This window comes from Leptothrix mechoopdaensis (SeqCode), from assembly GCF_053893855.1.
In genome coordinates this window covers 2,583,579-2,603,272 of the sequence record NZ_CM132699.1, presented here as the reverse complement: position 1 = coordinate 2,603,272, position 19,694 = coordinate 2,583,579, and the positions used below count along the sequence as shown (strand labels likewise).

The 19,694-nt window shown below is 67.9% G+C and carries 14 protein-coding genes and 5 tRNA genes; 14 read left to right on the top strand and 5 right to left on the bottom strand.

Features of this window, described 5'->3' with window-relative positions; all coding sequences use genetic code 11:
• The first annotated feature begins 45 nt into the window (after window positions 1-45).
• From purF to ACWA7K_RS11320, 8 genes are all read left to right on the top strand, one after another.
• Window positions 46-1,566 carry an amidophosphoribosyltransferase gene (purF, locus tag ACWA7K_RS11355; protein ID WP_456168590.1) on the top strand — a complete coding sequence of 507 codons (1,521 nt, stop codon included), beginning with the start codon at window positions 46-48 and terminating at the stop codon, window positions 1,564-1,566.
• Window positions 1,567-1,603: 37 nt separating this feature from the next.
• Entirely contained in the window at window positions 1,604-2,857 is a 1,254-nt protein-coding gene (locus ACWA7K_RS11350) for an O-succinylhomoserine sulfhydrylase (RefSeq protein WP_456168588.1), read from the top strand.
• 32 nt (window positions 2,858-2,889) lie between these two features.
• A complete protein-coding gene (gene gltX, locus ACWA7K_RS11345; RefSeq protein ID WP_456168586.1) occupies window positions 2,890-4,302 on the top strand; it encodes a glutamate--tRNA ligase in 1,413 nt (470 codons plus the stop codon).
• Window positions 4,303-4,421: 119 nt separating this feature from the next.
• Window positions 4,422-4,497, top strand: a tRNA-Ala gene (locus tag ACWA7K_RS11340).
• Window positions 4,498-4,532: 35 nt separating this feature from the next.
• Window positions 4,533-4,608: transfer RNA gene (locus ACWA7K_RS11335), tRNA-Glu, on the top strand.
• 58 nt (window positions 4,609-4,666) lie between these two features.
• Window positions 4,667-4,743, top strand: a tRNA-Asp gene (locus ACWA7K_RS11330).
• A 62-nt stretch (window positions 4,744-4,805) separates the two neighbouring features.
• Window positions 4,806-4,881, top strand: a tRNA-Glu gene (locus tag ACWA7K_RS11325).
• Between the two features lie 70 nt (window positions 4,882-4,951).
• Window positions 4,952-5,028: transfer RNA gene (locus ACWA7K_RS11320), tRNA-Asp, on the top strand.
• 113 nt (window positions 5,029-5,141) lie between these two features.
• On the opposite strand, the gene ACWA7K_RS11315 is transcribed toward ACWA7K_RS11320, so the two are convergent.
• The 5 genes from ACWA7K_RS11315 to fabI form a co-directional block, all read right to left on the bottom strand.
• Window positions 5,142-6,134 carry a glucokinase gene (locus tag ACWA7K_RS11315; protein WP_456168584.1) on the bottom strand — a complete coding sequence of 331 codons (993 nt, stop codon included), beginning with the start codon at window positions 6,132-6,134 and terminating at the stop codon, window positions 5,142-5,144.
• Window positions 6,135-6,269: 135 nt separating this feature from the next.
• On the bottom strand, window positions 6,270-7,532 hold the full coding sequence (locus ACWA7K_RS11310) for an ABC transporter substrate-binding protein (protein WP_456168582.1): 1,263 nt from the start codon (window positions 7,530-7,532) through the stop codon (window positions 6,270-6,272).
• Complete coding sequence (locus tag ACWA7K_RS11305) at window positions 7,529-9,067, bottom strand: sensor histidine kinase (RefSeq protein WP_456168580.1); 1,539 nt, start codon at window positions 9,065-9,067, stop codon at window positions 7,529-7,531. The genes ACWA7K_RS11310 and ACWA7K_RS11305 overlap by 4 nt, the downstream gene beginning before the upstream one ends.
• Before the next feature lie 18 nt (window positions 9,068-9,085).
• Window positions 9,086-9,787 (bottom strand): response regulator transcription factor, encoded by a 702-nt coding sequence (locus ACWA7K_RS11300; protein WP_456168578.1) that lies wholly within the window; start codon window positions 9,785-9,787, stop codon window positions 9,086-9,088.
• A 31-nt stretch (window positions 9,788-9,818) separates the two neighbouring features.
• Complete coding sequence (gene fabI / locus ACWA7K_RS11295) at window positions 9,819-10,613, bottom strand: enoyl-ACP reductase FabI (protein WP_456168576.1); 795 nt, start codon at window positions 10,611-10,613, stop codon at window positions 9,819-9,821.
• Window positions 10,614-11,254: 641 nt separating this feature from the next.
• Between fabI and rimP the strand changes: the two genes are divergently transcribed.
• The 6 genes from rimP (at window position 11,255) to typA (ending at window position 19,683) form a co-directional block, all read left to right on the top strand.
• Window positions 11,255-11,866 carry a ribosome maturation factor RimP gene (gene rimP / locus ACWA7K_RS11290; RefSeq protein ID WP_456168574.1) on the top strand — a complete coding sequence of 204 codons (612 nt, stop codon included), beginning with the start codon at window positions 11,255-11,257 and terminating at the stop codon, window positions 11,864-11,866.
• Window positions 11,863-13,341 carry a transcription termination factor NusA gene (gene nusA, locus ACWA7K_RS11285; protein ID WP_456168572.1) on the top strand — a complete coding sequence of 493 codons (1,479 nt, stop codon included), beginning with the start codon at window positions 11,863-11,865 and terminating at the stop codon, window positions 13,339-13,341. Before rimP ends, nusA begins: the two co-directional genes overlap by 4 nt.
• Before the next feature lie 62 nt (window positions 13,342-13,403).
• The gene (gene infB / locus ACWA7K_RS11280) at window positions 13,404-16,355 is read left to right on the top strand and encodes a translation initiation factor IF-2 (protein ID WP_456168570.1); all 2,952 of its coding nucleotides are present in this window, start codon (window positions 13,404-13,406) and stop codon (window positions 16,353-16,355) included.
• A 70-nt stretch (window positions 16,356-16,425) separates the two neighbouring features.
• Window positions 16,426-16,797, top strand: coding sequence for a 30S ribosome-binding factor RbfA (gene rbfA, locus ACWA7K_RS11275; protein WP_456168568.1), 372 nt, complete (start codon window positions 16,426-16,428; stop codon window positions 16,795-16,797).
• Window positions 16,798-16,825: 28 nt separating this feature from the next.
• Entirely contained in the window at window positions 16,826-17,851 is a 1,026-nt protein-coding gene (gene truB, locus ACWA7K_RS11270; protein WP_456168566.1) for a tRNA pseudouridine(55) synthase TruB, read from the top strand.
• Entirely contained in the window at window positions 17,848-19,683 is a 1,836-nt protein-coding gene (typA, locus tag ACWA7K_RS11265; protein ID WP_456168564.1) for a translational GTPase TypA, read from the top strand. Before truB ends, typA begins: the two co-directional genes overlap by 4 nt.
• Window positions 19,684-19,694: the final 11 nt, after the last annotated feature.

Genomic DNA, 19,694 nt, shown 5'->3' with positions numbered 1-19,694 from the left:
CCCTCGACGGCGGCGCTTGCGGGATCCCTTTTTTCGGAGTGAACGATGTGTGGCATCGTCGGGGTGACGTCGAACTCGCCCGTCAATCAACAGATCTATGACGCCCTGCTGCTGCTGCAGCACCGCGGCCAGGATGCCGCCGGCATCGTGACGGCGGTGGGCACCAAGTTCTTCATGCACAAGGCGCGCGGCATGGTCCGCGACGTGTTCCGCACCCGCAACATGCGTGCGCTGCCGGGCACGATGGGCCTGGGCCAGGTCCGCTACCCGACCGCCGGCAATGCCTACAGCGAGGAAGAGGCCCAGCCCTTCTACGTCAACGCGCCGTTCGGCGTTGTGCTGGTCCACAACGGCAACCTGACCAACGCGCATGCGCTGAAGCAGGAGCTGTTCGACATCGATCGCCGCCACATCAACACCGAGAGCGACACCGAGGTCCTGATCAACATCCTCGCGCACGAGCTGGAACTGGCCGCGCGGGACCTGCCGCTGTCGCCGGTGGAAGTCTTCAAGGCCGTGGCCGCCGTGCATCGGCGCGTCAAGGGTTCGTATGCCGTCGTCGCGCTGATCGCCGGCTATGGCCTGCTGGCCTTCCGCGACCCGTACGGCATCCGGCCGCTGTGCCTGGGCTCGCAGCAAGGCGCCAAGGGCGTCGAGTGGATGGTGGCCAGCGAATCGGTCGCGCTGGAAGGCTCGGGCTTCCGCATGCTGCGCGACGTGGCGCCCGGAGAGGCCGTGTTCATCGACATGAACGGCGAACTGCACGCACAGCAGTGCGCCGTTTCGCCGTCGCTGAACCCGTGCGTGTTCGAGTTCGTGTACCTCGCGCGGCCCGACTCGGTGATCGACGGCGTGTCGGTCTACCACGCCCGCCTCAACATGGGCGAGACGCTGGCCCAGCGCGTGATCAACACGATGCCGCCGTCGGACATCGACGTCGTCATCCCGATCCCCGAATCGAGCCGTCCGTCGGCCATGCAGCTGGCGCAGAAGCTGGGCAAGCCGTATCGCGAAGGCTTCGTCAAGAACCGCTACGTCGGCCGCACCTTCATCATGCCGGGCCAGGCGGTGCGCAAGAAGAGTGTGCGCCAGAAGCTCAACGCGATCGGCATGGAGTTCAAGGGCCGCAACGTGCTGCTGGTCGACGACTCGATCGTGCGCGGCACGACCTCCAAGGAGATCGTGCAGATGGCCCGCGAGGCCGGCGCCAACAAGGTCTACATGGCCTCGGCCGCGCCGCCGGTGCGCTACCCGAACGTCTACGGCATCGACATGCCGACCAGCGAGGAGCTGATCGCGCACAACCGCTCGATGGAGGAGATCCGCGCCTACATCGGCTGCGACGCGCTGATCTACCAGGACGTCGACGCGATGAAGCGCGCGGTGGCTGCACTGAACCCGGCGCTGGCGGGCTTCGAGGCCTCGTGCTTCGACGGCGTCTACATCACCGGCGATGTCAGCGCGGCCGACTTCCAGGCCATGCAGACCCAGCGCAGCAACCAGCCCCAGGACGAGGAAAGCGCTGCCGATCGCGGCCGTCTTGCCCTCCAGAACGCCAGCGAATGAACCCGGGCCCGAGACGGGAACCCGCAACGAGCGCCACATGACGACCGACACGAACCGATCCAGGACCGAGCCGAAACGCCTGCCCCGCGTCGACCTGCCCGCCGATGCGCGGCTGGACACGCTGGCCGTGCGCGAGGGCCTGCCCGCGACGCCCTGGGGCGAGAACTCCGAGGCGCTGTTCCTGACCAGCAGCTTCGTCCACCCCGATGCGGCGACCGCTGCGGCGCGTTTCGCCAACGAGGAAGAGGCCTTCGTCTACAGCCGCTTCACCAATCCGACGACGATGATGATGGAGCGCCGGCTGGCCGCGCTCGAGGGGACCGAGTCCTGCATCGCCACGTCCAGCGGCATGGCCGCGATCATGCTGCTGGTGATGGGCCTGCTGAAGGCCGGCGACCACGTCGTCTGCTCGCGCAGCGTGTTCGGCTCGACCATCAAGCTGCTGCAGGGCGAGTTCGGCAAGTTCGGCGTCCAGACCACCTTCGTCTCGCAGACCGACGTGGCCGAGTGGCGTGCCGCGATCCGGCCCGAGACGAAGCTGCTGTTCGCCGAGACGCCCAGCAACCCGCTGACCGAGGTCTGCGACATCCGCGCGCTGGCCGACATCGCCCATGCCGCCGGTGCGCTGCTGGCGGTCGACAACTGCTTCTGCTCGCCGGCCCTGCAGCAACCGGTGAAGCTGGGCGCCGACCTGATCATCCATTCGGGCACCAAGTACCTGGACGGCCAGGGCCGCGTGGTGGCCGGCGCGATCTGCGGGCCCGAGGCCATCGTCGAAGGCAAGTTCGTCCCGGTGATGCGCTCGGCCGGCATGTGCCTGTCGCCGTTCAACGCCTGGGTCGTGCTCAAGGGCCTGGAGACGCTGGCGATCCGGATGCGCGCGCAGAGTGAGTCGGCACTCGCGCTGGCGCAGTGGCTCGAACAGCAGCCGCAGGTGGCCGCCGTCTGGTATCCCGGGCTGCCGTCGCATCCGCAGCATGAACTGGCCATGTCGCAGCAGAACGGCTGCGGCGGCGCGGTCGTCAGCTTCGTCGTGCGGGGCGAGGGCGCCACGGCCGGTCGGGCCAACGCCTTCTCGGTCATCGACGCGACGCGCATCTGCTCGATCACCGCCAACCTGGGTGACACCAAGACGACGATCACGCACCCGGCCAGCACGTCGCATGGCCGCCTGACCGAAGAGCAGCGGCTGTCCGCCGGCATCACGCAGGGCATGATCCGCGTGGCCGTCGGCCTCGAGCACATCGACGACCTGAAGGCCGATCTCGCGCGCGGTCTGGCGCTGATCTGACCGGCCCGAACACGAACCGAATGAAGCTGCCCATGTCGCAAGTCCCCCCAGTCACCCAAGTCCGCACCCGCTTCGCGCCGTCACCGACCGGCTTCATCCACCTCGGCAACATCCGCTCGGCCCTCTACCCGTGGGCCTTCGCGCGGGCCACGAAGGGCGTGTTCGTGCTGCGCATCGAGGACACCGATGTCGAGCGGTCCTCGCAGGAAGCCGTCGACGTGATCGTCGAGGGCATGCGCTGGCTGGGGCTGGACCACGATGAAGGTCCGTTCTATCAGATGCAGCGCATGGACCGCTACAAGGAAGTGCTCGCGCAGATGCGTGCGCAAGGCCTGGTCTACCCCTGCTACATGAGCACGGCCGAACTCGATGCGCTGCGCGAGCGCCAGATGGCCGCCAAGGAGAAGCCGCGCTACGACGGCACCTGGCGCCCGGAAGAGGGCAAGGTGCTGCCGCCGGTGCCCGAAGGCGTGTTGCCGGTGCTGCGCTTTCGCACGCCCAAGGGCGGCTCGGTGGTCTGGGACGACAAGGTCAAGGGTCGCATCGAGATCAGCAACGACGAGCTCGACGACCTGGTCGTGGCGCGTCCGGACGGCACGCCGACCTACAACTTCTGCGTCGTGGTCGACGACATCGACATGAAGATCACCCACGTGATCCGCGGCGATGACCACGTCAACAACACGCCGCGGCAGATCCACGTCTTCCGTGCGCTCGGCCACGAGCCGCCGGTCTATGCCCACCTGCCGACCGTGCTCAACGAGCAGGGCGAGAAGATGAGCAAGCGCCACGGCGCCAAGCCGGTGACGCAGTACCGCGACGAGGGCTACCTCGCCGATGCGGTCGTCAACTACCTGGCCCGACTGGGTTGGAGCCACGGCGACGACGAGATCTTCAGCCGCGAGCAACTGATCGAGTGGTTCGACCTGGACCACCTCGGCCGCAGCGCCGGCCAGTTCGACGAGGCCAAGCTCCGCTGGGTCAACGCCCAGCACATGAAGCGCTGCGACAACGCGGTGCTGGCGGATCTGGTGGCGACGCAGCTCGAACGCATCGGCGTGAACGCGGTGGCCGACGAGCGTCTGGCGGCGCTGTGCGCGCTGTTCAAGGACCGCTGCAGCACGACGGTCGAGCTGGCGGACTGGCTGTCGATCTACTTCCGCGACGTCCAGCCGAGCGACGAGGACCGTGCCGCGCACCTGACCGATGCGGTGCGCCCGGCCGTTGCCTCGCTGGCGCAGCGTCTGGAGGATCTGGCGGCATGGGACGTGGCGTCGATCGCCCAGGCGCTCAAGGACACGCTGGGCGAGTACCGGCTCAAGATGCCGCAACTCGCCGTGCCGGTCCGCGTCGCGGTGTGCGGTCGTGCACAGACGCCGTCGGTCGATGCCGTGTTGTCGCTGTTCGACAAAAAAATTGTGCTCGAACGCTTGCGTCGTGTTTGAAACCACTCCATAATTGCATTCTCGCTTGAACAAGGCGGCGCTTGATGAAGCAAGCAGCGGCGGATGGCAAAAGACAGAAATGTCCTGAGATATCCAAGGCAGTTTGCGACGTCACCAACGGGGGTATAGCTCAGCTGGGAGAGCGCTTGCATGGCATGCAAGAGGTCAGCGGTTCGATCCCGCTTACCTCCACCAATTTGGGTGCCGCCGAGTTTGAACGAAAAGGTCTTGACCCCTTCGTCTAGAGGCCTAGGACACGACCCTTTCACGGTTGTAACAGGGGTTCGAATCCCCTAGGGGTCGCCAAGTTTGACGAGACTTGGCGGGAATCGCCAAAAGCGGTTCTGCTGATCGTCACCGACGCGGAGTGGTAGTTCAGTTGGTTAGAATACCGGCCTGTCACGCCGGGGGTCGCGGGTTCGAGTCCCGTCCACTCCGCCAAGTATCTTGCGGGTCATGCTCAAATCATGGCCCGTTTGTTTTTCAGTGATCGAATTGCGTCTGACCCCTTCGTCTAGAGGCCTAGGACACGACCCTTTCACGGTTGTAACAGGGGTTCGAATCCCCTAGGGGTCGCCAAATCTGCCGAGATTTGGCGGAAATCGTGCTAGCGATTTTGCAGATTCGGCCAGAGTTTGTTTGCCACTGCGGAGTGGTAGTTCAGTTGGTTAGAATACCGGCCTGTCACGCCGGGGGTCGCGGGTTCGAGTCCCGTCCACTCCGCCATCTGGTTTGCAGCCAGATTGGATGATCTCAATGGAAAAGCCGCTTCAGGAAATCCTGCAGCGGCTTTGTTGTTTCTGGCGCCGTCTGTGCAACGACGCCCTGTCTCTCGCCGGTCAGTCCTCGCCCAGCGCGCGTGCCGCGCCGGCCAGGGCAGGGGAGACGCTGGCGTCGATCACGTAGACGGGAATCGCGGCAAGGTAGCTCTCGAAACGGCCCTTGGACTCGAAGCGCTGGCGGAACTTTGAGCGGTCGAAGAACGCGCCCAGGCGCGGCACGATGCCGCCGCCCAGGTAGACGCCACCCAGCGAGCCCAGCGACAGCGCCAGATTGCCGGCGACGTTGCCCAGGAAGGCGCAGAAGTGTTCGACTGCCTCGACGCACGCCGCGTCGCTGCCGTCCAGCGCCTTCTGCGTGACATCGGCCGGCGACAGCGGCTGTGCCGCCGAGGCGTGCAGGTGCGACACCGCGTTGTAGAGGTTGACCAGCCCGCTGCCCGACAAGGCCCGTTCGGCCGAAACGTGGCCGAAGACGCGGCGCATGTGCTCCAGCACGGCAGCTTCGCGGTCATCGGTCGCGGCGAGCGTCACGTGACCGCCTTCTCCCGCCAGTGCCGTCCAGCCTGCGGCGCTGTGGATCAGTCCCGACACGCCCAGCCCCGTGCCCGCACCCAGAAGCGCGATCGGTGCGTTCGGACGTGCCGCACCGCCACCCAATTGGCGAATCTCGTGGGCCTTCAGCGAAGGCAAGGCCAGCGCCAGCGCGGTGAAATCGTTGATGACCACCAGCCGCTGCAGCCCCAGTTCTGCCTGCAGGCCCGACAGCGAGAAGCTCCAGTGGTGATTGGTCATGCGGACCTCGTCACCAGTGATCGGGTTGGCGATGCCGAAGGCCATCGAGCCCGGCTGGCCGCGACCGATGCGGGCGAGGTAGGCGCGTGCCGCGTCGGCCAGCTGGGCATGGTCGGCCGTCGGCAGCGTGTGCACGTCGGTGATCAGCGGCTCCGCTCCGTCGGCCGGGGCCTCGGCGATCCAGCCGAACCGGGCGTTGGTGCCGCCAATGTCGCCGACGAGTCGGGGGTAGGGGGCGTGCGGTGCGGAGGGCTTCATCGGCGTCTTCTTCTGGCGGGATTCGGGAAGGTGCGCGGCCCCTGGAGGGCGTTCGGCGCAGGCATCGGGCATCGTAGCGCGGCATCGGCGGCGCCAAGCCTCGCCCGGGTTACAAGCTGGGAACCAGTCCGCGTCTCAGCGCGTCCGGGCGGCTGCGGCCAGGCGGCGGGTCGCCTGGTCGACGCTGATGCGGTCGTTGTTCCAGAACTGGCTGACGATCTCCTGCAGCATGTCCTGCAAGGCCGGCGCCACGGCCATGCCGTGGGCGATCGAGGGCACCAGCGTGCCGCTGCGACCGGTCGAGACGAAGTCGCTGGCCGACAGGCGCGCGCAGTCGTCGAAACGTGCCAGGTTCATCGCCATGCGCACCGGGATCGAGCCCTTGTTGAGGTTGAAGACCTCCTGGAACTCGGGCGACAGGATCGCGGTCGCCAGGTCCTTCTGTGCCCGGATGCGTTCCTCGCCCTGGACCTGGAACATCGCGAACGAGTCGATGTTGAAGGTGTAGGCCTTCGCCGTTCCGGGGGCGGCGACGCACAGGAAGTCCTTGCCCGGCACCTTGCCCGCTGCGACGAACTCGCCCTTGGCCCAGTCGCCCATCAGCTGCATGCCGGCTTCGCCGCGGATCACCATCGCGGTCGCCTCGTTCCAGTCGCGCCCGGGCGCGTCGCGGTCTGTGTAATCCTTGATGCGCCGGAAGGTGGTGAGCGCCTGCTTCATCGTCTCGCCATACAGCGTGGGCGGATCGAGCTGGACCAGGGCGCGGCGATAGAAGTCTGCACCGCCGATGCCGAGCACGACGCTCTCGAACAGCGTGAACTCCTGCCACGACTGACCGCCGTGGGCCACCGGGATCAGGCCGGCCGCCTTCAGCCGGTCGGCCGCCACGAAGAACTCGTCCCAGTTCGTCGGCAGCCGCGCACCGGCCTTCTTCAGGGCGTCCGGGTTGGCCCACAGCCAGTTGACGCGGTGGACGTTGACCGGCACGGCGACGTACTTGCCCTGGAACTTCATGGCATCGGCCACCACCGGCGGCAGCAGGCTGTCCCAGCGGTCACGGCTGGCGATGTCGTCGAGCTGGGTCAGCAGCCCTTCGCGGGCCCATTGCTGGATCGTCGCCCCCTTGATCTGCGCGGCGGCCGGCGCATTGCCCGACTGGACCCGCGCCTTCAGCACCGACATGGCCGACTCGCCCCCGCCGCCGACGACGACGAAATCTCGCCAGGCGTGCCCCTGTTTCTCGAGCTGGGCCTTCAGCGCCGCGACCGAGCGGGCCTCGCCACCGGAGGTCCAGTAGTGCAGGACCTCCACCTCTCCGGCGCGCGCCCCCGCCAGCAGCGAGCCGGCGAGCGCGCCCAGCTGCAACAGGCGTTTCGTGCGTGAGGGCCTTGCCGTCATGTCGGCGCTCTCGAAGGCGCTGCCGGCAGGGTGATGCGCACGCGCAAGCCGCGTGGCTGCAGGCCCTGCATGGTGACGCGGCCGTGATGACGCTCGACGATCTCCTTGACGATCGCCAGCCCGAGGCCACAGCCGGTGCCTTCGGCGGTGGCCCTGAAGAAGCGGTCGAAGACCTGGCCCTGCAGGGCCGCCGCGATGCCGGGCCCGTTGTCGTCCACCTCGACCGTCACGCCGTCCGGGCCATCAACACGACAGCGCACGCTCACTTCGGCGCCACGGCCGCTGTAGCGGATCGCGTTGTCGATCACGTTGCTCAGTGCTTCGCGGATCAGCAGCGCATTGCCCTCGACCCAGTGCGCCGTGACCGGTCCGGCGGGCGCATCGCCGTCCGCTTCAGGCGTCTCGGGTGACGGGCCTTCGGTCTCGTCGATGCCGAGGTCGATGCCGGCCTTCAGGGCGCGCGGCACCAGTTCGGCGGTCAGGTCATGGGCGAGACGCCGCAGGTCGAACCGGCTGCGGGCCTGCGCGGCGGCCGACTCCGGTTCGGCGCGGGCCAGCGTCAGCAGCTGCGTGACCAGGTGGGCGCTGCGCGTGGCGCTCTCGTGCACGCGGGCCAGCCGGGCGTGCAGCACCGGGTCGGTCGTCTCGCGCAGTGCCAGTTCGGTCTGGCTCTTGAGGCCGGCCAGCGGTGTGCGCAGCTGGTGGGCGGCGTCGCTGATGAAACGGCGCTGGTGCACGACGTTGTCGCGCACGGCCGCCAGCAGCGTGTTCAGCGCGGCGGCGAGGTCGCGCACCTCTTCGGGCGCGGCGTCGAGCTCGATCGGCGCGAGGTCGTCAGGGCCGCGTCCGCTGACCGCGTCACGCAGACGGGCCAGCGGCGCCAGGCCGGTGCGCACGCCGACGCTCACGAGCAGCCACATCGCCGCCATCAGCAAGGACAGCGGCAGGGCGGTGTCGACCAGGATCGTGCGGGTCAGCGCCTCGCGGCTGACGCGGCTCTTGGCAATCTGCACGCGCATGCGCTGCGGCGCGGCCAGATCGCCCCACTGCAGCGTGATCGCGGCGACACGCACGGCGGTCTGCAGCGACTGCTGCGGCGGACCGGTCTCGATGACGGCGTCGTAGAAGACGGGCTGATCGATCGGCTCCGGAACCTCTGGCGGCGGCGGCGGCAACTTCAGGTTGCCGAGGATGAACTGGCCCGGCGGCGTGCTGACCATGTAATAGACCTGGTCGTCGGGGTCGGACTCGATGATGTCCTTGGCCGCACGCGGGAAGTCGACCCGAAGGCCCGAACCGGTCGGCTTGACCTGCCGAGCCAGCGCCCGGGACGCGAGGTAGAGCCCGCGGTCATTGGCCTGGTTGGCGTGGCGCAGCGCCACGTTGTAGCTGACGCCGGCGGCGGCCAGCCACAACACCAGCTGCGGCAGCAGCAGCCACAGCAGCAGGTGACGGTGCAGCGAGCGACGTCCCGGTGACAGCACCGGCACGCGCTGGAAGAGTCGGCTGGACCCGGGGGGGTTCGACGGGTTCATCGGCCGGCCGGGCGGACGTCAGTCCTGCGTCTCGAGCAGGTAACCCAGCCCGCGCACCGTGCGGATGCCCACACCCGAACCTTCGAGCTTGCGGCGCAGGCGGTGGATGTAGACCTCCAGCGAACTCGGGCCGCCGCTCTCGGACAGGTCGGCGGACCAGGCCTGGGCGATCTGCTCCTTGGTGATGACCTTGCGCCGCTGCGTCAGCAGCAGGTCCAGCAGCAGCCATTCGCGCGGCGTCAGCTCCATCGACTGGCCGGCGATCGTGGCGCGGCGCAGGTCGCGGTCGAAGACCAGCTGGCCGACGGCGGTGGCGGTCGAGCCGCCCTCGAAGGCCGCTTCGTTCAGCCCGGCACGGCGCAGCACCGCGCGGATGCGGGCCTCCAGCTCGGGGAAATCGAAAGGCTTGGTGAGGTAGTCGTCCGCGCCGGCGTTGAGGCCGGCCACCCGGTGTTCGAGCGCATCGAGCGCCGTCAGGATCAGCAGCGGCATCTGCGGCTTGGCCTGCCGGACCCGCTGGACGACCGTCAGGCCGTCGACCAGCGGCAGGCCGAGGTCGATGATGCCGACCTCGAACGACTGCCGTGTCAGCAGGTACTCGGCGACCGCGCCGTTCTCTGCCACCTCGACCTGGAAGCCGGCCTGGCGCAGGTTGGCCGACAGGGCGTCCGCCAGGATGGCGTCGTCCTCTGCCAGCAGGGCGCGCAGGGCGTGGGTCATGTCGGCGTCACGCCTGCGAGCCGGGCGCCATTCAGGCGACGCCTTCGGCGATGCCGCCCATCACCTGGCTGAAGCCGCAGTCGACATAGGTGATCTCGGCGGTGACGCCCGAGGCCAGGTCCGACAGCATGAAGGCGGCGACGTTGCCGACGTCCTCGATCGTGACGTTGCGGCGCAGCGGGGCGTGGTTCTCGACCACGTCGAGGATCTTGCCGAAGCCCTTGATGCCCGACGCGGCCAGCGTCTTGATCGGACCGGCCGAGATGCCGTTGACGCGGATGCCCTTCGGGCCGAGGCTGGACGCGGTGTAGCGCACGCTGGCTTCGAGCGACGCCTTCGCCAGGCCCATCGTGTTGTACGACGGCACGTAGCGCACGGCGCCAAGGTAGCTCAGCGTCAGCAGCGCCGCGTTCGGGCGCAGGCGCGACGCGGCAGCCTTGGCCATGGCCGGGAAGCTGTAGGCCGAGATGTCGTGCGCGATGCGGAAGGACTCGCGGCTCAGGCCATCGAGGAAATCGCCGGCGATGGCCTCGCGCGGCGCGAACCCGATCGAGTGCACGAAGCCGTCGAAGCCTTCCGGCCAGGCGACGCCGAGGTCCGCGAACATCTGGTCGATCTGCTCGTCGTTGCCGACGTCGCAGTCGAAGATCAGCTTGGAGTCGAATTCGGCGGCGAATTCGGTGATGCGGTCCTTGAAGCGTTCGCCCACGTAGCTGAAGGCCAGTTCGGCCCCCTCACGGTGACAGGCGCGCGCGATGCCATAGGCAATCGAGCGGTTGGACAACAGGCCGGTGATCAGGAGGCGCTTGCCAGCGAGAAAACCCATGGAGTCTCCGTTCGAATAAAGCCCGGGATTGTGGCACGCCAGGGAGGCAAAGTTCACGATTGGTTGCCGGTTCGGGCGCTCTCGGCTATCATCGGCGTTTCGCGTGAAGGCTTTGCAGGCGCATCGGGCGTACGCCTCGGGCTGGTTTTCGGACCGGTTCAAGGGTCGGGTCCGGTTGAGTCGGTCGACGTCACCGGGAACAGGAATCATGGGGCTGGCGTTGCCGGCTGCCAGGACATGTTTCGGGTGCCAGAAGGGATGGGCGGAGCTTCCGGCCCATTTTTTTTGCGCGTGTGGTTCGTGAGGGTGTCGCTCCGCTGCTGGTGGAGAGGCCCTGCGAATCCCGCCGACAAGAGGTCTTGATGCGACATCCGGCGCGGGTCGGGCGGCGCAGCGGTGTTGGTGTCCTTCGGGGTGTCATCGTTGAGCTGACCGGCCTGTTGCGGCAGACACCGCGGTGGTCTCGTCTGGAGGCCAGGGTCTGGCAGCCGGCTGCATGGCGGGCAAGGCGACCGGTCTTGCGACGCTGCGCGGCCTGGGCTGCCTTTGGTCGTGTGGTGCTGTGCCGTCTGCCGGGTTGTCGCCTGGCGCGGGCGGGTTAGTGAAGTCTGGCGTGTGACACGGGGTTTGGGACGACGTTGATGAATTGGCTGCAGGCCGTCGAGAAGACAGTGACCGGGATGGGCTACGAGCTCGTGGAGTGCGAGCGGGGTGCCCGTGGCCTGCTGCAGGTCAGCATCGACCGCGTGCCCGGCGTCGTCTATCCGACCGGGCCCAGCGAGTTCGTGTTGGTCGAGGACTGCGAGATCGTCACCCGCCAGTTGCTCAATGTTCTCGAGGTCGAGAACGTCGACTACGCCCGGCTCGAGGTCGCCTCGCCGGGTCTCGATCGTCCGCTGCGCAAGCCGGCCGACTACGCCCGCTTCGAGGGCCTCGAGATCGAGATCACGCTGAAGGTCCCGTTCCAGGGCCGCAAGAACTACAAGGGTGTGCTGCGCCTCGTCGCGGCCGCTCCCGCCATTCCCGATGTGGCGTCCACCGACGCCACCGCTGCCACGGCGCCGGTCGCCGATGCGGTGACGAGTTACGAGCTGATCTTCAAGGTCGGCAAGGAAGACACGGTGCTGGGCTTTGTGCTCGACGAGGTCCGCGAGGCACGACTGGTGCCCGTGGTGGACTTCAAGGGGCGCAAGCGCCGCACCGAGGTGGCGCCCGAAGGCGCGGCCGAGCAGACCGGAGGTCACGAAGAATGAACCGCGAACTGTTGATGCTGGTGGACGCGATCTCGCGCGAGAAGAACGTCGACCGTGATGTGGTGTTTGGCGCCGTCGAGCTGGCGCTGGCATCGGCCACCAAGAAGCTGTACGAGGGCGAGGTCGACATCCGCGTGTCGATCGATCGCGAGACCGGCGTCTACGAGACCTTCCGGCGCTGGCATGTCGTGCCGGACGAGGCCGGCCTGCAGCTGCCCGAGGCCGAGATCCTGCATTTCGAGGCCAAGGAACAGATTGGCGAGATCGATGTGGACGACTACATCGAGGAGCCGGTCGAGTCCGTGCCGATCGGTCGCATCGGCGCTCAGGCGGCCAAGCAGGTCATCCTGCAGAAGATCCGTGACGCCGAGCGCGAGCAGCTGCTCAACGACTTCCTCTCGCGTGGCGAGAAGATCTTCGTGGGCACCGTCAAGCGCCTGGACAAGGGCGACATGATCATCGAGAGCGGCCGCGTCGAAGGCCGCCTGCGCCGCAACGAGCTGATCCCCAAGGAAAACCTGCGCACCGGCGACCGCGTGCGGGCCATGATCATCGAGGTCGACCCGACCTTGCGCGGCCCGCAGATCGTGCTGTCGCGTTCGGCGCCGTCCTTCATGATCGAGCTGTTCCGCCAGGAAGTGCCCGAGATCGAGCAGGGCCTGCTGGAGATCAAGAGCTGCGCCCGTGATGCCGGTTCGCGCGCCAAGATCGCCGTGCTGTCGCGTGACAAGCGCGTCGATCCGATCGGCACCTGCGTCGGCGTGCGCGGTTCGCGCGTCAACGCGGTCACGAATGAGCTGGCCGGCGAGCGGGTCGACATCGTGCTGTGGTCGGAAGACCCGGCGCAGTTCGTCATCGGCGCCCTGGCACCGGCCAACGTGCAGTCCATCGTCGTCGACGAGGAGAAGCACGCGATGGACGTCGTGGTCGACGAGGAGAACCTCGCCATCGCGATCGGCCGCGGTGGCCAGAACGTGCGGCTCGCCTCCGAGCTGACCGGCTGGCGCATCAACATCATGACGGCCGAGGAATCGGCCGCCAAGCAGGCCGAGGAAAGCGATGGCATCCGCGCGCTGTTCGTCGACAAGCTCGATGTCGACGAGGAAGTTGCCGACATCCTGATCGCCGAGGGCTTCACCAGCCTCGAAGAGGTGGCCTATGTCCCGATGCAGGAAATGCTCGAGATCGAGGCCTTCGACGAGGAAACGGTGCAGGAGCTGCGCACCCGTGCCAAGGACGCCCTGCTGACGATGGAAATCGTCCGCGAGGAGAAGGTCGAGGAGGTGTCCCAGGACCTGCGCGACCTGGAAGGCCTGACCGCCGACCTGATCGCCCGCCTGTCCGATGGCGGCGTCCACACCCGTGACGATCTGGCCGATCTGGCCGTCGACGAGCTGACCGAGATGACCGGCATCGACGACGCGGCCGCCAAGGCCCTGATCCTCAAGGCGCGCGAGCACTGGTTCACCACCTGAACCACCCCGCCGCACCGACCCCTACACCGCCGCACACGCACGTTCCCCGAGGAAAGCACCACATGGCAGTGACCACCGTTGCCCAGTTCGCGACCGAGCTCAATCGCCCGGAGTCGACACTGCTCGAGCAACTCCAACACGCTGGCGTGAGCAAGGCCTCGGCGAGCGATCCGCTGACCGAGTCCGACAAGGAAAAGCTGCTGGCTTACCTGCGCAACTCGCATGGCACCAACAGCGCCGACCGCAAGAAGATCACGCTGACGAAGAAGTCGACCAGCGAGATCAAGCAGGCCGACGCTTCCGGCAAGGCCCGCACCATCCAGGTCGAGGTTCGCAAGAAGCGCGTGTTCGTCAAGCGCGACGACGTCGGTTCGACCGGCGGCGATGCCGTGGCCGAGGCCGATGACCTCGAGGCCCAGCGCGCCGAGGAAGAAGCCGCCCGTCAGGCCGAGCTGCAGCGCGAGCAGGAGGCCCAGGCCGCCGCTGAACGCCAGCGCGAGGCTGAAGAACAAGCCCGCCGCGAACGTGAAGCCCGCGAGCAGGCCGAGCGCGAGGCCGCCGAGCGCGCCGCCGCCGAAGCCGCTGCACGTGCAGCCGCCGAGGCCGCTGCCGCTGCCGCCGCCGCTGCCGTGTCGACCCCGGTGTCGACCGGTGCGCCGGCCGACGCCGCCAAGCCGGCCGAGGCACCCGCGCCGGCCGCGCCGGTGGCTGCTGCGCCCGCCGCCGCACCCGCCGTGGCGCCTGCGGCTGCCCCTGTGGCCGCCGCCCCCGCGTCGGGTCTGCGTGTCGTCAAGGCCGCCGACATCGCCGCCGGCGAAGCCCAGAAGGCCGCCGAGCTCGATAAGCGCCGCAAGGCCGCCGAGGCCGAGGCCGCCGCGATCCGCGCCATGATGTCCGCGCCCAAGAAGGTGCTGACCGCCAAGAAGCCGGAAGAGCCGAAGCCGGCCGTACCGGCGCCGGGCGCGACGCCCAAGGACGGCATCAAGGGCACCATCCACCGTCCGAAGACCGGCGCTGCGCCGGGCGCTCCGGGCGCCGCCGCCACCGCCAAGCCGGGCGAGAAGAAGTCGGTCAAGTCCGAGAAGCTCTCGTCGAGCTGGGCCGATGACAAGAAGCGTGGCACGCCGGCCGCGCCGGCCAAGGGCCGTGGTCCGGACACCAGCCGCGGTGGCTGGCGTTCGCCGGCCGGTGGCCGTGGGGGTCGCCGTGGCGACCGCAACGACAGCGGCTCGAACTTCCAGGCCCCGGTCGAGGCCCAGGTCTACGAGGTCCATGTGCCCGAGACCATCTCGGTGGCCGACCTGGCGCACAAGATGAGCGTCAAGGCCTCCGAGGTCATCAAGAAGCTGATGCTGCTGGGCCAGATGGTCACCATCAACCAGCAGCTCGACCAGGAGACCGCGATGATCGTGGTCGAGGAAATGGGTCACAAGGCCTTCCCGGCCAAGCTCGACGACCCGGATGCCTTCCTGGAAGAGGAACACGCCGCCGCCTCGGGCGAGGCGCTGGCCCGCCCGCCGGTCGTCACCGTCATGGGTCACGTCGACCACGGCAAGACCTCGCTGCTGGACTACATCCGCACCACCCGCGTGGCGGCGGGCGAAGCCGGCGGCATCACGCAGCACATCGGCGCGTATCACGTCGAGACGCCGCGTGGCGTCATCACCTTCCTCGACACCCCGGGCCACGAAGCCTTCACGGCCATGCGTGCCCGTGGTGCGAAGGCGACCGACATCGTCATCCTGGTCGTGGCCGCCGACGACGGCGTGATGCCGCAGACCAAGGAAGCGATCGCCCACGCCAAGGCTGCCGGCGTGCCGGTGGTCGTCGCGATCAACAAGATCGACAAGCCGGACTCCAACCTCGAGCGCGTGCGCAGCGAGCTGGTGGCCGAGGGTGTCGTGCCGGAAGAGTTCGGCGGCGAGTCGCCGTTCTGCCCGGTGTCGGCCAAGACCGGCCAGGGCATCGACGAGCTGCTCGAGCAGGTGCTGCTGCAGGCCGAGGTGCTGGAGCTGACCTCGCCGGTCGAGGCGCTGGCCAAGGGCCTGGTGATCGAAGCCAAGCTCGACAAGGGCCGCGGTCCGGTGGCGACGGTGCTGGTGCAGTCGGGCACGCTCAAGCGTGGCGACGTGGTGCTGGCCGGCAAGAGCTATGGCCGCGTGCGCGCCATGCTCGACGAGGACGGCAAGGACGCGCAGGAAGCCGGTCCGTCGATCCCGGTCGAGATCCAGGGCCTGACCGAGGTCCCGGCCGCTGGCGACGAGTTCATGGTGCTGTCCGACGAACGCCGTGCCCGCGAAATCGCGACCTTCCGTCAGGGCAAGTACCGCGAAGTGACGCTGAACAAGCGCCAGGCCGCGAACCTCGAGAACATGTTCGACAGCATGGGTCAGGGTGCCGCGCAGATGCTGCCGCTGATCATCAAGGCCGACGTGCAGGGTTCGCAGGAAGCGCTGGCGACTTCGCTGCTCAAGCTGTCGACCGACGAGGTCAAGGTGCAGATCGTGCACGCCGCCGTCGGTGGCATCAGCGAGTCGGACGTCAACCTGGCGATCGCCTCGAAGGGCGTCATCATCGGCTTCAACGTGCGGGCCGATGCCGGTGCGCGCAAGCTGGCCGAAGGCAACGGCGTCGACCTGCGCTACTACAACATCATCTACGACGCGGTCGACGAGGTGAAGGCGGCGATGGCCGGCATGCTGGCGCCGGAGCAGCGCGAAGAGGCGCTCGGCACCGCCGAGATCCGCCAGGTCTTCGTGGCTTCGAAGATCGGCACGGTGGCCGGCTCGATGGTCACCTCGGGCCTGGTGCGCCGCAACGCGCGCTTCCGCCTGCTGCGCGACAACATCGTCATCTACACCGGCGAGATCGAATCGGTCCGTCGACTCAAGGACGATGTCAAGGAAGTCAAGGAAGGCTTCGAGTGCGGCATCAAGCTCAAGAACTACAGCGACATCTCCGAAGGTGACGTGCTGGAGATCTACGAGATCAAGGAAGTCGCGCGAACTCTCTGAGTCCGCTCGCTGCACCGCAGTCGTCGGGAGCCCCGCCTAGGCGGGGTTCCTCGTTTGAAAGACCTGAACCATGCGACACAAGAAGGCGGCGCCGAATCGGAGCTTCCGGGTCTCGGACCAGATCCAGCGTGACCTGTCCGAGCTGATCCGCACGCTCAAGGACCCGCGCATCGGCATGCTGACGATCAACTCGGTCGACATCACGCCGGACTATGCCCACGCGCAGGTCTATTTCTCGCTGCTGATCGGCGATTCGGCCGAATGCGAGGCGGCGCTCAACGAGGCGGCCGGTTTCCTGCGCAACGGCCTGTTCAAGCGCCTGCAGATCCACACCGTGCCGACGCTGCATTTCCACTTCGACCGCACCACCGAACGGGCGGCCGAGATCAACACGCTGATCCGGCAGGCGAACTCGACCCGCGCGCTGGACTCTGAAGACTGACCGCAACACTGAACCCCGAGCTGAACGGATGTCCGACCTGCTGACCGCCCCCGACACCGCACGTGCCCCCGCCGGCACGGGCGTGGGTGCGGCCGCTCCGGCGCCGCGCGTGCGCCTGCCGCGTCGGCCGGTGCATGGCGTGCTGCTGCTGGACAAGCCGGTCGGCTGGACCAGCAACGACGCGCTGCAGAAGGTCAAGAACCAGCTGCGCGCCGAGAAGGCCGGCCACACCGGCACGCTCGACCCGCTGGCCACCGGCCTGCTGCCGATCTGCCTGGGCGCGGCGACCAAGTTCTCGCAGGTCAGCCTCGAATCGGACAAGGCCTACCGCGCCACCCTGCACCTGGGCCAGACGACGGTCGGCGGCGACCGCGAGGGCGCCGTGCTGCTCGAACGCCCGGTGCAATGCGACCGCGCCGCGATCGAGGCCGCCTGTGCCGCGCTGAGCGGCGAGCAGCTGCAGCTGCCGCCGATGCATTCGGCGCTGAAGGTGCAGGGCAAGGCGCTCTACGAATACGCCCGCGAGGGCATCGTGCTGGAACGCACGCCGCGCGCGGTGACGATTCACCGCATCGACATCGTCGCGTGGGATGCTGCGGCGCCGCACGAGCTGGTGATCGACGTGCGCTGCAGCAAGGGCACCTACATCCGCACGCTGGCCGAGGACATCGGCGAGCGGCTCGGCTGTGGTGCCCACCTGTCGGCGCTGCGCCGCACCGCCAGCGGCCCCCTGCAACTGGCCCAGGCGATCTCGCTGGAAGATTTCCTGCAACTCGACGAGGCCGGCCGCGAGGCCTGTCTCCTGCCGCCGGACGCGCTGCTGCGCGACTGGCCGGCGCTCACGCTGGCGGCCGATGACGCCGCCCGGTTCCTGGCCGGCATGCGCCGCCGCGGCCAGGGCCCCGACCAGGCGGCCGTGCGTGTCTACGGCCCGGATGGCCGCACGCTGCTCGGCAGCGCACACATCACAGCAGGCGAACTGATCGCCGACCGCCTTCTCAGCCCTCTCGAAATCCAGGCCATGCGGCCCGTTGCCGCAGCCTCAACGCCATGACCAAGCAAATCCGCAACATCGCCATCATCGCCCACGTCGACCACGGCAAGACCACCATGGTGGACCAGCTCCTGCGCCAGAGCGGCACCTTCGCCGAACACGAGAAGGTCGTCGACACCGTGATGGACAGCAACGCCATCGAACGCGAGCGTGGCATCACCATCCTGGCCAAGAACTGCGCCGTCAGCTGGGAAGGCACCCACATCAACATCGTCGACACGCCCGGACACGCCGACTTCGGTGGCGAGGTCGAACGTGCGCTGTCGATGGTCGACGGCGTGGTGCTGCTGATCGACGCCCAGGAAGGCCCGATGCCGCAGACCCGCTTCGTGACCAAGAAGGCGCTGGCGCTGGGCCTCAAGCCCATCGTCGTCGTCAACAAGGTCGACAAGCCGGGCGCCAAGCCGGACGCCGTCATCAACGCCGCCTTCGACCTGTTCGACAAGCTCGGCGCGACCGACGAGCAGCTCGACTTCCCCGTCGTCTACGCCTCGGGCATCAACGGCTGGACCTCGCTGGAAGAGGGTGCACCGGGCGAGCAGTGGGGCCCCGACATGTCGGCCCTGTTCAACACCGTGCTCAAGCACGTGCCGTCGCATGAAGGCGACCCGACCGCGCCGCTGCAGCTGCAGATCTCGGCGCTGGACTACTCGACCTTCGTCGGCCGCATCGGCGTCGGCCGCGTCAACGCCGGCACCGTCAAGCCGGGCATGGACGTGGTCGTCATGGAAGGTCCGGACGGCAAGGCCGTCAAGGGCCGCGTCAACCAGGTGCTGACCTTCCAGGGTCTGGACCGCGTGCAGGTGACCGAAGCCGGCCCGGGCGACATCGTGCTGATCAACGGCATCGACGAGATCGGCATCGGCGTGACCGTGACCGACCCGCTGAACCCGAGCCCGCTGCCGATGCTCAAGGTCGACGAGCCGACGCTGACGATGAACTTCTGCGTCAACACCAGCCCGCTGGCCGGCCGTGAAGGCAAGTACGTCACCAGCCGCCAGATCTGGGACCGCCTGCAGAAGGAACTGCAGAGCAACGTCGCGCTGCGCGTCAAGGAGACCGACGAGGACGGCATCTTCGAGGTCATGGGCCGGGGCGAACTGCACCTGACCATCCTGCTGGAGAACATGCGCCGCGAAGGCTACGAGCTGGCCGTCAGCAAGCCGCGCGTGGTGTTCCGCGAGATCGACGGCGTCAAGTGCGAGCCGATCGAGCTGGTCACCGCCGACGTCGAGGAAACCCACCAGGGCGGCGTCATGCAGGCGCTCGGCGAGCGCAAGGGCGAACTGGTCAACATGGAGCCGGACGGCCGTGGCCGCGTGCGCCTCGAGTACCGCATCCCGGCGCGTGGCCTGATCGGCTTCAGCAACGAGTTCCTGAACCTGACCCGCGGCTCGGGCCTGATCAGCAACATCTTCGACGGCTACGAGCCGCACAAGGGCGACATCGCCAGCCGCAAGAACGGCGTGCTGATCTCGATGGATGCCGGCGAGATCTTCACCTACGCGCTGGGCAAGCTCGATGACCGCGGCCGCATGTTCGTGAAGGCCGGCGACCCGGTGTACGAGGGCATGATCGTGGGCATCCACAGCCGCGACAACGACCTCGTCGTCAACGCGACCCGCACCAAGCAGCTGACCAACTTCCGTGTCAGCGGCAAGGAAGACGCGATCAAGATCACGCCGCCGATCGAGCTGACGCTGGAGTACGGCGTCGAGTTCATCGAGGACGACGAGCTGGTCGAGATCACGCCCAAGAGCGTGCGCCTGCGCAAGCGTCACCTGTCCGAGCACGAGCGCAAGCGCGCCTCGCGCGAATCGGCCGTCGCCTGAGTCCCGACGCT

Coding starts and splice junctions, on each gene's coding strand:
- ACWA7K_RS11300 (WP_456168578.1), bottom strand. CDS start 9,787: ATGACCCACGCCCTGCGCGCCCTGCTGGCAGAGGACGACGCCATCCTG.
- rbfA (WP_456168568.1), top strand. CDS start 16,426: ATGCGACACAAGAAGGCGGCGCCGAATCGGAGCTTCCGGGTCTCGGAC.
- purF (WP_456168590.1), top strand. CDS start 46: ATGTGTGGCATCGTCGGGGTGACGTCGAACTCGCCCGTCAATCAACAG.
- ACWA7K_RS11350 (WP_456168588.1), top strand. CDS start 1,604: ATGACGACCGACACGAACCGATCCAGGACCGAGCCGAAACGCCTGCCC.
- rimP (WP_456168574.1), top strand. CDS start 11,255: ATGAATTGGCTGCAGGCCGTCGAGAAGACAGTGACCGGGATGGGCTAC.
- fabI (WP_456168576.1), bottom strand. CDS start 10,613: ATGGGTTTTCTCGCTGGCAAGCGCCTCCTGATCACCGGCCTGTTGTCC.
- truB (WP_456168566.1), top strand. CDS start 16,826: ATGTCCGACCTGCTGACCGCCCCCGACACCGCACGTGCCCCCGCCGGC.
- ACWA7K_RS11310 (WP_456168582.1), bottom strand. CDS start 7,532: ATGACGGCAAGGCCCTCACGCACGAAACGCCTGTTGCAGCTGGGCGCG.
- gltX (WP_456168586.1), top strand. CDS start 2,890: ATGTCGCAAGTCCCCCCAGTCACCCAAGTCCGCACCCGCTTCGCGCCG.
- ACWA7K_RS11305 (WP_456168580.1), bottom strand. CDS start 9,067: ATGAACCCGTCGAACCCCCCCGGGTCCAGCCGACTCTTCCAGCGCGTG.
- typA (WP_456168564.1), top strand. CDS start 17,848: ATGACCAAGCAAATCCGCAACATCGCCATCATCGCCCACGTCGACCAC.
- infB (WP_456168570.1), top strand. CDS start 13,404: ATGGCAGTGACCACCGTTGCCCAGTTCGCGACCGAGCTCAATCGCCCG.
- nusA (WP_456168572.1), top strand. CDS start 11,863: ATGAACCGCGAACTGTTGATGCTGGTGGACGCGATCTCGCGCGAGAAG.
- ACWA7K_RS11315 (WP_456168584.1), bottom strand. CDS start 6,134: ATGAAGCCCTCCGCACCGCACGCCCCCTACCCCCGACTCGTCGGCGAC.